Below are 14,062 nucleotides of genomic sequence, written 5' to 3'. Positions count from 1 at the left end.
CGGGTTCAGCCCGCCAGGGCCTTGTCGATCGCCGCCGTGAACGCGTCCGGCGTGGCCGGGGTCTCGATCTTCTTGCCGTCCATCTTCAGCGTCGGGGTGCCCGTCACCCCGGACTTGTTGAAGGCCTTCGACATGTCCATCGCCCACCGGTCGTAGGTGCCGTCCTCGACGGCCTTCTTGAACTCGGCGTTGCCCTTGAGGGCCGGGACGGTGTCCGCGACCTTCAGCAGGTAGTCGTCCTTGGCGAAGCTGTCGGTGCTCTCGTCGGGGTGCAGCTCCTTCGAGTAGAGCGCGCCCTTGTAGTCCAGGAAGGCCTGCGGGCTCACGTTCAGCGCCGCGCCGAGCGCGCTCAGCGCGTTCTTCGAGCCCTCGCCCTTGGCCGCGTTGTCGATGAAGGTCGCGCCGAAGTAGCGGAGCTTGTACTTGCCCGCCTCGACGTCCTTCTTGATCTGCTCCCCGGAGGACTGCTCGAAGGCGGCGCACGCCGGGCAGCGGGAGTCCTCGTAGATCTCCAGGGTCTTCTTGGCCTCGGGCTTGCCGACGACCACGGTGAGGCCGTCCGCGCCCTCGGTGTTCTTCGGCTTGACGAGGGCGGCGTCCGCGGCCTTGTCCCAGTAGCCGGGCTCGTTGCCCTTGACGATCAGGAAGCCGACGCCGCCGGCCAGGGCCAGGGCGGCGACGATCCCGCCCGCCACGAACATCTGGCGGCGGGCCCTGTCCTTCTTGGCCTGCTGCTCGCGCTCGACGCGCAGCCGCTCGCGGGCCGCGGCCTTGTTCTGCTGGTTGTTGCGTGCACTCATGGTGGTCTCCGTGGGACGGGGAGGAACGGAAGAGGGGGGACTGTCCTGCGTACGTCAGACGCTCGCGAGCGCCGTGCGTACGGGAGGTCCCCGTCGTCCCACGGAATGGGCCGGGAAGCGGGTACGGGCCCCCGTGCCCGGGAACACCGGCCGCAGCGCCCGTCCGGCGGACCGGGCGGCCACCGCCACCGAGGCCACCGCCAGCAGCAGCGGCCGGAACGCGAAGGCGGCCACCGCCCGCAGCAGCCGGGCCAGGGCCCGCTCGCCGTGCCGCAGCCACGCGGCGGCCAGCAGCCCGACGCCGACGTGCGCGCCGAGCAGCAGCCAGGGCGTCCACGGGCCGGGCGAGGCCAGCAGCGAGACCGGGTCCCCGGCGGGACCGGTCATCCGGGCCAGCGGGGCGCCCACCGGGTCCCCGCCGCACAGCTCGTCCAGGCCCAGCGCGCGCAGCGGCCCGGAGACCGGCCCGCCCGCGGGGCCGTAGCAGACGTGCTGCCCGGCGGTGAAGACGGTGTCGGCCGCCAGTTCCAGCGGCACCAGCAGCCCGGCGATCGGGCCGAAGCCGCGCTCCCGGCCCGCCAGCGCGAAGGCGAGGGCGAAGACCCCGGCGAAGGCGCCGCCCACCAGGACGGGCGGCAGCGGGACCCGGGACATGAGCACGTGGGAGCCCGCCGAGAGCAGCACGACGAGCGCGCTGAACAGCGCGGCCCGCAGTGCCCTCGGTCCTGCCCCTGATATCTCCATCGCCGCGAGTCTTTCATGCCTCCCTGTGGATCCGGGGCCCCGGGGCTCCGGATCCACAGGAGCGGCCGGCCTAGGGCATGATCCGGCCGTTGCGGAAGAGGTCCACGAAGATCTGGTGGTCGGCGCGCGCCCGGGCCCCGTAGGCGTGGGCGAAGTCCACCAGCAGGGTGGCGAAGCCCTCCTCGTCGGCGGCGATGGCCGCGTCGATGGCCCGCTCGGTGGAGAAGGGGACCAGGGACTGGCCGCTCTCCGCCGCGTCGGCCGCCGCGTGCATGGTCGCCGTGGCCCGGCCGAGGTCGGCGACGACCGCCGCGATCTCCTGCGGGTCGTCCAGGTCGGACCAGTCCAGGTCCACCGCGTACGGGGAGACCTCCGCGACCAGCTGTCCCGAGCCGTCCAGCTCCGTCCAGCCCAGCCACGGGTCGGCGTGCGCCTGGAGGGCCCGCTGGGAGATCACCGTGCGGTGCCCCTCGTGCTGGAAGTACTCGCGCACCGCCCGGTCGGTGATGTGCCGGGACACGGCCGGGGTCTGCGCCTGCTTGAGGTAGATCACGACGTCGTTCTCCAGGGCGTCGCTGTGCCCCTCCAGCAGGATGTTGTACGAGGGCAGGCCGGCCGAGCCGATGCCCACGCCCCGGCGGCCCACGACGTCCTTGACCCGGTAGGAGTCCGGCCGGACCAGGGACTCCTCCGGCAGGGTCTCCAGGTACCCGTCGAAGGCGGCCAGCACCTTGTAGCGGGTGGCCGCGTCCAGCTCGATCGCGCCGCCGCCGTCGGTGAAGCGGCGTTCGTGGTCGCGGATCTCCGTCATCGAGTCCAGCAGCGAGAAACGGGTGCGGGAGCGGGCCGCGCGCAGGGCGGAGAGCAGCGCCCCCTCGGCGGTGTCCAGGGTGAAGGAGGGCACCTCCTCGTGCTTGGCGCCGGTGGCCAGGTGGTGGATCCGCTCGCGGTAGGCGCCCGCGTAGATCCGGACCAGCTCGCTGATCTGTCCGTCGCTGAGCGCCTTGGTGTAGCCGATCAGGGCCACGGAGGCGGCGAACCGCTTCAGGTCCCAGGTGAAGGGGCCGACGTAGGCCTCGTCGAAGTCGTTGACGTTGAAGATCAGCCGGCCGTTGGAGTCCATGTACGTGCCGAAGTTCTCGGCGTGCAGGTCGCCGTGGATCCACACCCGGCCGGTCTGCTCGTCCAGGTACGGGCCGCCGTGCCGGTCGCGCTCCAGGTCGGTGTAGAAGAGGCAGGCCGTCCCCCGGTAGAAGGCGAAGGCCGAGGCCGCCATCTTCCGGAACTTGACCTGGAAGGCGGCGGGGTCGGCGGCGAGCAGCTCGCCGAACGCGGTGTCGAAGACATCGAGTATCTGTTCGGCGCGCTGCTCGTCGGTCGTCTCGGGTACCGCCATGGCGGGTGCCTCCTGGTGGCGCTGGTCGATCACGTGCGGGATCGGATTCCGGACACGGTCCTTGGCTCTGCAACGGATGACCGTACCGGTCGGTGCCCGTGATCTGTCACCCGGCCGACGTAGGATTGCGAGCTGCCCCCTCTCTCCCCGCCGGAGGATCCCCACCGTGACCAAGACGCCGTTCACGCACCTGCACGTCCACACCCAGTACTCGCTGCTGGACGGTGCCGCGCGGCTGAAGGACATGTTCAACGCGTGCAACGAGATGGGCATGACGCACATCGCGATGTCCGACCACGGCAACCTGCACGGGGCCTACGACTTCTTCCACACGGCGCAGAAGGCCGGGGTCACGCCGATCATCGGCATCGAGGCCTACGTGGCCCCCGAGTCCCGGCGCAACAAGCGGCGCATCCAGTGGGGCCAGCCCCACCAGAAGCGCGACGACGTCTCCGGCTCCGGCGGCTACACGCACAAGACGATCTGGGCCTCGAACGCCACCGGCCTGCACAACATCTTCCGGCTGTCCTCCGACGCGTACGCCGAGGGCTGGCTCACGAAGTGGCCGCGCATGGACAAGGAGACGATCTCCAAGTGGTCGGAGGGCCTGATCGCCTCCACCGGCTGCCCCTCAGGCGAGCTCCAGACGCGCCTTCGCCTCGGCCAGTTCGACGAGGCCCTGAAGTCGGCCTCCGAGTACCAGGACATCTTCGGCAAGGACCGCTACTTCCTGGAGCTGATGGACCACGGCATCGAGATCGAGCGCCGGGTCCGCGACGGGCTCCTGGAGATCGGCAAGAAGCTCGGCATCCCGCCGCTGGTGACGAACGACTCCCACTACACGTACGCGAGCGAATCCGTCGCCCACGACGCCCTGCTCTGCATCCAGACCGGCAAGAACCTCTCGGACCCCGACCGCTTCCGCTTCGACGGCACCGGCTACTACCTGAAGTCCACGGAGGAGATGTACGCCATCGACTCCTCGGACGCCTGGCAGGAGGGCTGCGCCAACACGCGGCTGGTCGCGGACCAGATCGACACCGAGGGCATGTTCACCTTCCGGAACCTGATGCCGAAGTTCGACATCCCGGACGGCTACACCGAGGTCACCTGGTTCCGCGAGGAGACCATGCGCGGCATGAACCGCCGCTACCCCGGGGGCATCCCGGCGGACCGGATGCAGCAGGCCGAGTACGAGATGGACACGATCATCTCGATGGGCTTCCCGGGCTACTTCCTCGTGGTCGCCGACTTCATCATGTGGGCCAAGAACCAGGGCATCGCGGTGGGCCCCGGCCGAGGCTCCGCGGCCGGTTCGATCGTCGCGTACGCCATGGGCATCACCGACCTCGACCCGCTCACCCACGGCCTGATCTTCGAGCGCTTCCTGAACCCCGAGCGCGTCTCCATGCCCGATGTCGACATCGACTTCGACGAGCGCAGGCGCGTCGAGGTGATCCGGTACGTGACCGAGAAGTACGGCGCCGACAAGGTCGCCATGATCGGCACATACGGCACGATCAAGGCCAAGAACGCGATCAAGGACTCCGCGCGCGTCCTGGGCTACCCGTACGCCATGGGCGACCGCCTCACCAAGGCCATGCCCGCCGACGTCCTCGGCAAGGGCATCCCGCTCTCCGGCATCCTCGACCCGCAGCACCCCCGCTACGGCGAGGCCGGCGAGATCCGCGGGATGTACGAGAACGAGCCGGACGTCAAGAAGGTCATCGACACCGCCCGCGGCGTGGAGGGCCTGGTCCGCCAGATGGGCGTGCACGCCGCCGGCGTGATCATGTCCAGCGAGACGATCACCGACCACGTGCCCGTCTGGGTGCGGCACACCGACGGCGTCACCATCACCCAGTGGGACTACCCGAGCTGCGAGTCGCTCGGCCTGCTGAAGATGGACTTCCTGGGCCTGCGCAACCTCACGATCATGGACGACGCCGTCAAGATGGTGAAGGCCAACAAGGGGATCGACATCGATCTCCTGGGCCTGCCGCTCGACGACCCCAAGACCTTCGAACTGCTCGGCCGCGGCGACACCCTCGGCGTGTTCCAGTTCGACGGCGGCCCCATGCGCTCGCTGCTGCGCCTGATGAAGCCCGACAACTTCGAGGACATCTCCGCCGTCTCGGCCCTGTACCGGCCGGGCCCGATGGGCATGAACTCGCACACGAACTACGCCCTGCGCAAGAACAAGCAGCAGGAGATCACCCCGATCCACCCGGATCTGGAGAAGCCCCTCGAAGAGGTGCTCGCGGTCACCTACGGCCTGATCGTCTACCAGGAGCAGGTGCAGAAGGCCGCCCAGATCATTGCCGGGTACTCGCTCGGCGAGGCCGACATCCTGCGCCGCGTGATGGGCAAGAAGAAGCCCGAGGAGCTGGCGAAGAACTTCACGATCTTCCAGGAGGGCGCCCGGAAGAACGGCTACAACGACAAGGCCATCCAGGCCCTGTGGGACGTCCTGGTCCCCTTCGCCGGCTACGCCTTCAACAAGGCCCACTCGGCCGCGTACGGGCTCGTCTCCTACTGGACCGCCTACCTCAAGGCGAACTTCCCCGCCGAGTACATGGCGGGACTGCTCACCTCGGTCAAGGACGACAAGGACAAGTCCGCGATCTACCTGAACGAGTGCCGGCGCATGGGCATCAAGGTGCTCCCGCCGAACGTCAACGAGTCCGAGCCGAACTTCGCGGCCCAGGGCGACGACGTGATCCTCTTCGGCCTGACCGCCGTCCGCAACGTCGGCCAGAACGTCGTCGAGTCGATCATCAAGAGCAGGAAGGCGAAGGGGAAGTACTCCTCCTTCCCCGACTTCCTCGACAAGGTCGAGGCCGTCGTCTGCAACAAGCGCACCGTCGAGTCGCTGATCAAGGCCGGCGCGTTCGACGAGATGGGCCACACCCGCAAGGGCCTCGTGGCCCACCACGAGCCGATGATCGACAACGTGGTCGCGGTCAAGCGCAAGGAGGCCGAGGGACAGTTCGACCTCTTCGGCGCAATGGGTGACGAGGGCGCGAGCGACGAGCCCGGCTTCGGCCTCGACGTGGAGTTCTCCGACGTCGAGTGGGAGAAGTCCTACCTGCTCGCCCAGGAGCGCGAGATGCTCGGCCTCTACGTCTCCGACCACCCGCTCTTCGGTCTGGAACACGTCCTCTCCGACAAGACGGACGCCGGCATCTCCCAGCTCACCGGCGGCGAGCACGGCGACGGCGCGGTCGTCACCATCGGCGGCATCATCTCCGGCCTCCAGCGCAAGATGACCAAGCAGGGCAACGCCTGGGCCATCGCCACCGTCGAGGACCTGGCCGGCTCCATCGAGTGCATGTTCTTCCCCGCGACCTACCAGCTCGTCTCCACCCAGCTGGTCGAGGACACCGTCGTCTTCGTCAAGGGCCGCCTCGACAAGCGCGAGGACGTCCCCCGGCTGGTCGCCATGGAGATGATGGTCCCCGACCTGTCCTCGGCCGGCACCAACGCCCCCGTCGTCCTCACCATCCCGACCGTCAAGGTCACCCCGCCGATGGTGACCCGTCTGGGCGAGATCCTGCGCCACCACCGGGGCAACACCGAGGTCCGGATCAAGCTCCAGGGGCCACGGACCACCACCGTGCTCCGCCTCGACAAGCACCGCGTCCAGCCCGACCCGGCGCTCTTCGGCGACCTCAAGGTGCTGCTCGGGCCCTCCTGCCTGGCCGGCTAGCGCAGCCGCGCGCCCGTACGTCGCGCACCCGCATGCGGAAGGGCTCGTCCGGCACTGCCGGACGAGCCCTTCCGGGTTCCCGCGCGCGGGCGCGGGGTCAGTTGTGGCCGAAGCGCTTCTGCTTGCCCTTGTGGGCCATGTCCAGCGGGCTCGGCGACTGCGAGGAGCGCTCCTCGGACGAGGACTCCATCGACGCCTTCGACGTATCCTGCGCCGACCTCGGCTGCTGCTTGGCGGGCTGCTTCTGGTTCTTGTTCTTGGCCATGGGATGCCTCCGTGGGGGTGTAGGGGCCAGGGCCGCCTTCACACTCACACACCCCCACAAACCGCGCATTTTGGATCATTGCCGCGCGTAGTGGAGCCCCTTTCCGGGCCCTCCGGAACATCCGCCACGCCGATGATCGAGTTCCGGCCGTCAACACCCTTGCGGTCGGGCACACTCGGGGAAAACTTGTCGAGGACCCCCAGGGAACCGCAGGGAAGAGGGTGGAACGCGTGGACCGCTGCGTCGTCCTGGTGGACGCCGGATACCTGCTCGGAGCCGCCGCGAGCCTCCTCGCCGGAGAGCCCTCCCGCTCCCGCATCACCGTCGACCACTCCGCCCTCATCCAGGGCCTGCGCGAACGCGCCGAGGCCGACACCGAACAGCCCCTGCTGCGCATCTACTGGTTCGACGGAGCCCCCGACCGGGTGCCGCAGCCCGAACACCGCAGGCTGCGCGTGATGCCCCGCGTCACCGTCCGGCTCGGCGCCCTGACCCGCAGCGACGGCCGCTGGGCACAGAAGGGCGTCGACGCCGCCATGCACGCCGAGCTCACCGAACTCGCCCGCAACCGGGCCTGCTCCGACGTCGTCCTCGTCACCGGCGACGGCGACCTGCTGCCCGGCCTGATGTCCGCCAAGGAACACGGCGTCGCCGTCCACCTGTGGGCCGTGCAGGCCGCCGACGGGGACTACAACCAGTCCGAGGACCTCGTCGCCGAAGCCGACGAACGCCGCGTCCTGGACCGGGCCTGGATCACCCGGGCCGTCCGCGCCCGCGACCTCGCCGGACTCTGCCCCCCGCCCCCCGCGCCCCGCCCCGAGATCGCCGCGATCCTCTCCGCGCCCCTGCCCGAAGCGGCCCTCGCCGAAGCCGCCCGCAACGGCAACGGTGCGGCCGCCGGCGGGAGCCCGGCCCCCGCCGGCACCCTCCCCGCCCGGACCCCCGCCGGCGGCCCCCCGGACGGAGCCCCCGTACCGGAGCCCGCCGCGGAGGGCGCCAAGCCCGTCCCCACCCCCAAGGACCTCGCCGCGCTGCGCGCCCCCGGCCAGCCGGCCGGCCCCGCGCACCAGCCCCAGAACGGCCAGGGCGCCCCCAGCCCGGCCAGCGCGCTGCGCTGGTCCTCCGACAAGGGCTGGATCGACCGGGCCGGGCCGCTCGGCGAACCCTCCGAGACCGCCTCGCTGCCCACCCTCGCCCAGCTCACCAGCGCCGAACAGCGCTGGGCCGACCGCGAGGAGGACATCACCACCGTCGGCGGTGACCCGTTCGAAGTCGGCCAGGTGTTCGCCCGGCGCTGGATGGAGCGGCTCCCGGAGACCGTCCACCTCCAGAAGCTCGCCACCATGTACCCGCGCGTCCCGCACCGCATCGACGGCGAGCTGCTGCGCTACGCCGCCCGGTTCGGGCTGCTCGCCCACAAGGACGACCAGATCGACGAACACGACCGCTACGCCATCCGCGCCGGGTTCTGGCGCGAGATCGACGTCCGCGCGGCGGCCGAGCACGTGGGCGGCGCGCCCGGTCCGGTGGGCGCCCCGGTGCTCCCGGGCCCGCCGACCCCGGCGGCCGAGTAGGGGCGGAAGCCGCGTAGGCTGCTCCCTCGTGAGTACGGGCACAGCACAGGCAGGGCACAGCACGGCAGCGGCCGCCGCAGCGGCTTCCGACGTGGTCTGCGCGGTGCGTGACCTGGTCAAGACGTACCCGGCCGTCCGCGGCCGGCGCGGGGCGCCCGCACTGCCCGAGACCCGCGCCACCGACGGGATCTGCCTGGAGGTCCGGCGCGGCGAGGTCTTCGGCCTGCTCGGCCCCAACGGCGCCGGCAAGTCCACCCTGGTCCGCCAGCTCACGGGCCTGATGCGGCCCGACGCGGGCAGCGTCACCCTGCTCGGCCACGACCTCGTGCGCCACCCCGAACGGGCCGCCCGCCTCCTCGCCTACCTCGGCCAGGAGTCCACCGCCCTCGACGAACTCACCGTCGCCCTCGCGGCCGAGACCACCGGCCGGCTGCGCGGCCTCGGCGCCCGCGAGGCCCGCGCCGCGCGGGACGAGGTGCTGGAGGAGCTCGCGCTCACCCCGATCGCCGGGCGGCCCCTGAAGAAGCTCTCCGGCGGTCAGCGCCGCCTCGCCTGCTTCGCCGCCGCACTGGTGGGGGAGCGGCCCGTGCTCGTCCTCGACGAGCCCACCACCGGCATGGACCCGGTCGCCCGGCGGGCGGTGTGGGCCGCCGTCGACCGGCGCCGCGCCCGGCACGGGGCCACCGTCCTGCTGGTCACCCACAACGTCATCGAGGCCGAGACCGTCCTCGACCGGGTCGCCGTCATCGACCAGGGCAAGGTCATCGCCTGCGACACCCCCGCCGGACTCAAGGCGGCGGTCTCCGACGAGGTCCGTCTGGAACTGGTGTGGCGCACCGCCGCGCCGCTGGAGGTGCCGGAGGTCGCGGCGCTCGCCCCGGCCGCCGCCGAGTCGGGGCGCCGCTGGGTGCTGCGGCTGGGCCAGGAGGAGGCGCGGGCGGCCGTCGCGGCCGTGACCGGGGGACCGGCGTTCGCCGCCCTCGACGATTTCACGTTGGCCACGCCGAGCCTGGAGGACGTGTACCTCGCGCTGGGCGGCCGGATGAAGGGCCTGGTCAAGTCGTGACCGACGTCGTTGCCGCCGCTGCCGCCGGGCCGGCCGCCGTTCCCGGGGTGCTCGCGCCCCGCGCCCGGTTCTTCCCCGCGCTCGCCGCCGTGTACCGGGCCCAGCTGTCCCGGGCCCGGGTGGCGCGGATCCCGCTGCTGTTCGTCGCCACCTTCCAGTCCGTCGGGATCATGATCCTGATGCGCGGCGTGGTCGACGGGGGCGGCGGCTCCGAGGCGCGGGCCGTCGTCGCCGGCTCGTCGGTGCTCGTCGTCGCCTTCGTCGCGCTGAACCTGCTCGCGCAGTACTTCGGGCAGCTGCGGGCGAGCGGCGGGCTGGACCACTACGCCACCCTGCCGGTGCCGCCCGCCTCCGTGGTGCTGGGCGCCGCGGCCGCGTACGCCTCCTTCACCCTGCCGGGGACCCTGGTCACGGCCGTCTTCGGCTGCGTGCTGTTCGGGCTGCCGATGGGCGGGCTGTGGATCCTGGCAGCGGTGGTGCCGCTGGCCGGAGCCGCGCTGGCGGGGCTCGGCGCCGCGCTGGGACTGCTCGCGCCGCGCCAGGAGCTGGCCACGCTGGCCGGCCAGCTCGGCATGTCGGCGGCGCTGCTGCTCGGGGTGCTGCCGCCGGAGCGGATGCCGGAGCTCATCGTCTGGGCCCGGGACCTGCTGCCCTCCACCTACGGGGTGCAGGCCTTCGCGGAGACCTTCGCCCCGCACCCCGACTGGGCGGCCGTCGCCCTCGACCTCGGGGTGTGCGGGGCCGTCGGAGTGCTCTCGCTGGCGGCCGCGACCTGGGCGTACCGCCGGGCGGCGGTCCGCTGACGCCGACGGCGGGGGTACCTGGCACGATGTGGGGGTGACCGAAGCCCTGACCCCGCCGCCGTCCCCCTCCGACCTCCCGAAGCCGGAGGCCGCCGTCACTCCGGCGGACATCCGCGACGGGGCCGCCGTCGCCCTCGTGGTGGGCGTGTCGGGCGTGCTCCTCGGGCTGCTGTGGGTGTGGCTGGCCCCGCGCGTCCAGTACGTCTCCAACGGCGAGGCCGTCTTCCTGCGCGATACCGAGAGCGAGGCCCGGATCGGGGCTGACGGCACCTTCTTCCTGCTCGCGCTGGGGTTCGGGGTGCTGAGCGCGCTCGGCGTCTTCCTGTGGCGGCGGCGCGGGGGCGTGCCGCTGGTCATCGGGCTGGCCGTCGGGGCGTGCTTCGCCGCGCTGGTGGGGTGGCGGCTGGGGCTGTGGCTCGGGCCGACCTCCGACGTGCCGGCCGCCGCCGCCAGGGCGGGCAAGGGGGTGCCGTTCGACGCGCCGCTGCAGTTGCTCGCGCACGGGGCGCTGCTGGTGTGGCCGATGGCGGCGGTGGCGGTGCACTTGGCGCTGACCGCGGTGTGGGGGCCGCGCGACGCGGCTCCGGCGGAGGACTGGCCGGGCAGCTACCCGCCGCCCCACGTCCACGCGGACCCGGCCGCGTCCTGACGGCCCCCGCCCTTCCACCGCTCCCGCCTCGGACGCCGACGCGGCTCAGGACACGGCGCTGCGCGCCCGCGCCTCAGGCGCCGGCGGGCTTCAGGCGGGGCGGGCGATGGGGGCCAGGGTGGCCGTGGTGAGGGCGGTGAGGGTGGTGGGGGCGAGCTCCACTTCCAGACCCCGGCGGCCCGCCGAGACGCAGATCGTGGCGTGGGCCGCCGCCGAGGCGTCCACCACCGTGCGCAGGCGCTTGCGCTGGCCCAGGGGGGAGATGCCGCCCCGGACGTAGCCCGTGGTGCGTTCCGCCAGGGCCGGGTCGGCCATCGCCGCCCGCTTGGCGCCCACCGCCGAGGCCAGGGCCTTCAGGTCGAGCGAGCCCGAGACCGGGACCACCGCCACCGTGAGGACCCCGTCGGCCTCCGCGACCAGGGTCTTGAAGACCCGGTCGGGGGAGACGCCCATGGCCTCGGCGGCCTCGTCGCCGTACGAGGGGTGGGCCGGGTCGTGCTCGTAGGCGTGCGTGGTGAAGTCGGCGCCGGCCGCCGTGAGGGCCGCCATCGCGGGGGTGCCCGCTGCCGTCTGCTGCTTCTTCTTGGCCATCTCGTCGGCCTCCGTCAGTTCGGGCTCGTCGGGGCGCGGGTCAGTTCCACCGCCGGGAGGGAGGGCAGGTGCCGGATCACGGCCGTCTCCGAGCGGAGCAGCTTGAGCTCCTCCGCGAGGCGGGTCGCGGTGTCGGGGGCCTGGAGGAGCCGCTGCTTCGAGGGGATGTCGAGCACGGCCGCGGCCGCCACCAGGTAGGACACCACCGACGGCTCGTCGGGCAGGTCCGGCGCCGGGGCCAGGGTGCGCTCGCGGGCCCCGGCCAGCCGCTTCTGGTAGCTGCGGAAGGCCCGCAGGACCCCCTCGGAGAGGGCCCCCGCGCCGTCGCCCGCGTCCTCGGGGAGTTCCTCCAGCTCCGCGACCAGGAACGGCCCCGACGCGTCGACGGAGAGCAGCCGCACCCGGGTGGTGCCGGTGGCGAGGACCTCGAAGGTGCCGTCCTCGCGCTCCCGGATCGTCGCCGCGTCCGCGATGCAGCCGACCCGGTGGAAGGCCTGTACGGGGTCCGCGCCGAAGCCGGCCGCCGGACCCCGCTCGGGCAGGGCGGTCTGGTCGGGCAGACCGGGCGCGGTCGGCGCGACCTCCCGGCCGTCGCGGATCGCCACGACGGCGAACCGGCGCGGCTCGTCCTCCCCGGTCTTCAGCAGGTCGCGCATCATGGCGCGATAGCGCTCCTCGAAGATGTTCAGCGGCAGCACGAGGCCCGGGAACAGAACCTGGTTCAGCGGGAAGAGGGGCAGGCGAACGGTGGTCACGAGGCACAGGGTAGTGGCCGGACGGCCCGGGCCGTCACCCCCGGCGCAGGAGCCGGGACGCGCCCGCGGCCACCGTCGTGGCCAGGATCCACCCCAGCAGGACCAGGGAGGCCGCCGCCCACTGCCAGCCGCCCGTCACCTTCCACTGCCCCTCCTGGCCGAGGTCGATCACCGGGAGCAGCAGATCGAGGGCGTACAGGGCGGCGTCCCACTGCGGGTGCTCGTCCGCCTTGATCGGCTCCGGGCGGTGCCCGGAGAACAGCAGGGCGCCCGCCGCCCACAGCACCGCCATCCACAGGGCCGCCCGCCCGGGCCGGTAGCCGTAGACCACCGTCCAGTCCTGGAGGTACCCCCAGGCCTTCGCGGCGGGCGGCAGGGTGGACCGGCGCCGCCGCTGCTTGGCCAGCAGCACCTCGCGGGCGTCGGAGTCCTCCCCGCCGTTGCGCAGTACGGCGGCCAGCCGTTCGTACGGCTCCGGCGAGTACTCGGGCGTGGCCGCGGCCACCCACTCCAGGCGGCGGGCGAGCGGGAAGTGGCCCCGGGGGGCGAGGTTCTCGTAGACGAAGCCCTCCATGGAGAGCCGGCCCGGGCCGGGCCAGCTCGTGGAGCGGTCGACGAGCTTGACCACCTTCGAGCCCGACACCACCACCCGGCCCCGCTCCGGGGCCTCGCCGACGAAGCGGAACTCGGGGGTCTGGATCCGCCGGAGCGAGACCTCCTGTTCGGTCCGCAGCTCGAACCGGGCCCCGTAGAAGTCGACGGAGTCCCCGAAGCGGCCGTCGTCCAGCCGCAGCCCGCCCCGGCACTCGAAGGGCCGCTCCGGGCCGCCGCGCGTCGGGGTCTGCCCCCAGTCGTACGGGCGGGCGGCCTCCCCGGCCTCCGGGGCGGCGATCGAGGTCAGGTAGAGGGTCCGCTCGACGGTCAGCGTCGGGGCGTTCAGCGCGCGCCGGCCGTCCGGGTTGACCAGCAGCGCCCCGCGCAGGCTCATCGAGGCGCCGACCTTCGCCGCGCGCAGGCTGACCTCCCCGTACGCCTCCACCAGATCGGCCTGGAAGTCCTGGGCGACGGCCATCCCGTCGGCGGCGAAGGCGCGGCCCCGCCCGTCGCGCCGGAAGACGGCCTGGCTGATCAGCAGGTCGGTGCCGATCTGCGCGTCGGTCAGCCGGATCCCGCGCGCCACCCGGCAGCGCGCCAGGTGCAGGTCGCCCTCGGTGTGCAGCCGGGCCGCCTCGATCCGGGGCACCGCGCAGTTGTCCAGCCGCAGCGTGCCGAAGCGCGTCTCGGAGAGCTGGATCTCGCTGTCGAAGCGGCAGGAGCGGATCTCGACGTACGGGGGCACCACGCCCCCCGACAGGTCCAGGCGCCCGGTGACGTGCGCGCCGCGCAGCTTCAGGCAGCCGACGCGGCCCGGTACGGGCTCCGGCCCGGCCAGCAGCAGCAGCGCCACCACCTCCGCCCGGACCCGGCGCCCGGGACCCCAGACGGCGTCGCCGTGCGGATCGTCCTCCTCGGCGATCCGGGTGCCGAGGTCACAGACGGTGCCCGCCCGGAAGGTCTGCCACATGTGACGTTCGGCGTCCGTCAGGTCCGGCGGAACCCCGTCCACCCGCACTTCGGTCATGGCAGCCCCCCGCTGTCCCGTTGCGTGTACGAGAACGCTAAGGGGCGCCGGTGACATCCGGGACGCGTATCAGCCAGTGATACGGGCGA

At 72.6% G+C, this 14,062-nt stretch carries 12 protein-coding genes; 5 read left to right on the top strand and 7 right to left on the bottom strand.

Annotation, left to right across the window (positions count from 1 at the left end):
* Positions 1–5 precede the first annotated feature (5 nt).
* The 3 genes from ACGFXC_RS21655 to ACGFXC_RS21645 all read right to left on the bottom strand — a co-directional run bounded on the left by ACGFXC_RS21655 (position 6) and on the right by ACGFXC_RS21645 (position 2,940).
* Positions 6–800, bottom strand: coding sequence for a DsbA family protein (locus ACGFXC_RS21655; RefSeq protein WP_393715097.1), 795 nt, complete (start codon positions 798–800; stop codon positions 6–8).
* A gap of 54 nt (positions 801–854) precedes the next feature.
* A complete protein-coding gene (locus tag ACGFXC_RS21650) occupies positions 855–1,544 on the bottom strand; it encodes a hypothetical protein (protein WP_393715095.1) in 690 nt (229 codons plus the stop codon).
* 70 nt (positions 1,545–1,614) lie between these two features.
* Positions 1,615–2,940 (bottom strand): DUF2252 domain-containing protein, encoded by a 1,326-nt coding sequence (locus ACGFXC_RS21645; RefSeq protein WP_393715366.1) that lies wholly within the window; start codon positions 2,938–2,940, stop codon positions 1,615–1,617.
* Between the two features lie 166 nt (positions 2,941–3,106).
* Between ACGFXC_RS21645 and dnaE the strand changes: the two genes are divergently transcribed.
* Positions 3,107–6,649 (top strand): DNA polymerase III subunit alpha, encoded by a 3,543-nt coding sequence (dnaE, locus tag ACGFXC_RS21640; RefSeq protein ID WP_393715094.1) that lies wholly within the window; start codon positions 3,107–3,109, stop codon positions 6,647–6,649.
* Positions 6,650–6,746: 97 nt separating this feature from the next.
* Here dnaE and ACGFXC_RS21635 read toward each other — a convergent pair whose 3' ends face one another.
* Entirely contained in the window at positions 6,747–6,914 is a 168-nt protein-coding gene (locus ACGFXC_RS21635) for a hypothetical protein (RefSeq protein ID WP_393715093.1), read from the bottom strand.
* A 221-nt stretch (positions 6,915–7,135) separates the two neighbouring features.
* Here ACGFXC_RS21635 and ACGFXC_RS21630 point away from each other — a divergent pair, with 221 nt between their 5' ends.
* From ACGFXC_RS21630 to ACGFXC_RS21615, 4 genes are read left to right on the top strand one after another with little or no spacing between them, the layout of a single operon-like run.
* On the top strand, positions 7,136–8,488 hold the full coding sequence (locus ACGFXC_RS21630) for an NYN domain-containing protein (protein WP_393715091.1): 1,353 nt from the start codon (positions 7,136–7,138) through the stop codon (positions 8,486–8,488).
* Positions 8,489–8,516: 28 nt separating this feature from the next.
* Positions 8,517–9,554 (top strand): ABC transporter ATP-binding protein, encoded by a 1,038-nt coding sequence (locus ACGFXC_RS21625; RefSeq protein WP_393715089.1) that lies wholly within the window; start codon positions 8,517–8,519, stop codon positions 9,552–9,554.
* Positions 9,551–10,357 (top strand): ABC transporter permease, encoded by an 807-nt coding sequence (locus tag ACGFXC_RS21620; RefSeq protein WP_393715087.1) that lies wholly within the window; start codon positions 9,551–9,553, stop codon positions 10,355–10,357. Before ACGFXC_RS21625 ends, ACGFXC_RS21620 begins: the two co-directional genes overlap by 4 nt.
* Positions 10,358–10,391: 34 nt before the next feature.
* Complete coding sequence (locus tag ACGFXC_RS21615) at positions 10,392–11,006, top strand: hypothetical protein (protein WP_393715085.1); 615 nt, start codon at positions 10,392–10,394, stop codon at positions 11,004–11,006.
* A gap of 90 nt (positions 11,007–11,096) precedes the next feature.
* Here ACGFXC_RS21615 and ybaK read toward each other — a convergent pair whose 3' ends face one another.
* Genes ybaK through ACGFXC_RS21600 form a run of 3 tightly spaced genes read right to left on the bottom strand, consistent with a single transcriptional unit; the run spans position 11,097 to position 13,973 of the window.
* Positions 11,097–11,597 carry a Cys-tRNA(Pro) deacylase gene (ybaK, locus tag ACGFXC_RS21610; RefSeq protein ID WP_393715084.1) on the bottom strand — a complete coding sequence of 167 codons (501 nt, stop codon included), beginning with the start codon at positions 11,595–11,597 and terminating at the stop codon, positions 11,097–11,099.
* Positions 11,598–11,611: 14 nt separating this feature from the next.
* On the bottom strand, positions 11,612–12,352 hold the full coding sequence (locus ACGFXC_RS21605) for an LON peptidase substrate-binding domain-containing protein (RefSeq protein WP_393715082.1): 741 nt from the start codon (positions 12,350–12,352) through the stop codon (positions 11,612–11,614).
* Positions 12,353–12,386: 34 nt separating this feature from the next.
* The gene (locus tag ACGFXC_RS21600) at positions 12,387–13,973 is read right to left on the bottom strand and encodes an oxidoreductase (RefSeq protein WP_393715080.1); all 1,587 of its coding nucleotides are present in this window, start codon (positions 13,971–13,973) and stop codon (positions 12,387–12,389) included.
* Positions 13,974–14,062: the final 89 nt, after the last annotated feature.

Origin of the sequence: Streptomyces sp. NPDC048507, assembly GCF_043199995.1 — a bacterium.
Lineage (GTDB): Bacteria > Actinomycetota > Actinomycetes > Streptomycetales > Streptomycetaceae > Streptomyces.
This window is presented reverse-complemented; position numbering and strand designations above follow the sequence as displayed.

Excerpts from the sequence above, each read along its gene's own strand:
- ACGFXC_RS21645 (WP_393715366.1), bottom strand. The coding sequence starts at position 2,940 with ATGGCGGTACCCGAGACGACCGACGAGCAGCGCGCCGAACAGATACTC.
- ACGFXC_RS21635 (WP_393715093.1), bottom strand. The coding sequence starts at position 6,914 with ATGGCCAAGAACAAGAACCAGAAGCAGCCCGCCAAGCAGCAGCCGAGG.
- ACGFXC_RS21600 (WP_393715080.1), bottom strand. The coding sequence starts at position 13,973 with ATGACCGAAGTGCGGGTGGACGGGGTTCCGCCGGACCTGACGGACGCC.
- ybaK (WP_393715084.1), bottom strand. The coding sequence starts at position 11,597 with ATGGCCAAGAAGAAGCAGCAGACGGCAGCGGGCACCCCCGCGATGGCG.
- ACGFXC_RS21650 (WP_393715095.1), bottom strand. The coding sequence starts at position 1,544 with ATGGAGATATCAGGGGCAGGACCGAGGGCACTGCGGGCCGCGCTGTTC.
- ACGFXC_RS21655 (WP_393715097.1), bottom strand. The coding sequence starts at position 800 with ATGAGTGCACGCAACAACCAGCAGAACAAGGCCGCGGCCCGCGAGCGG.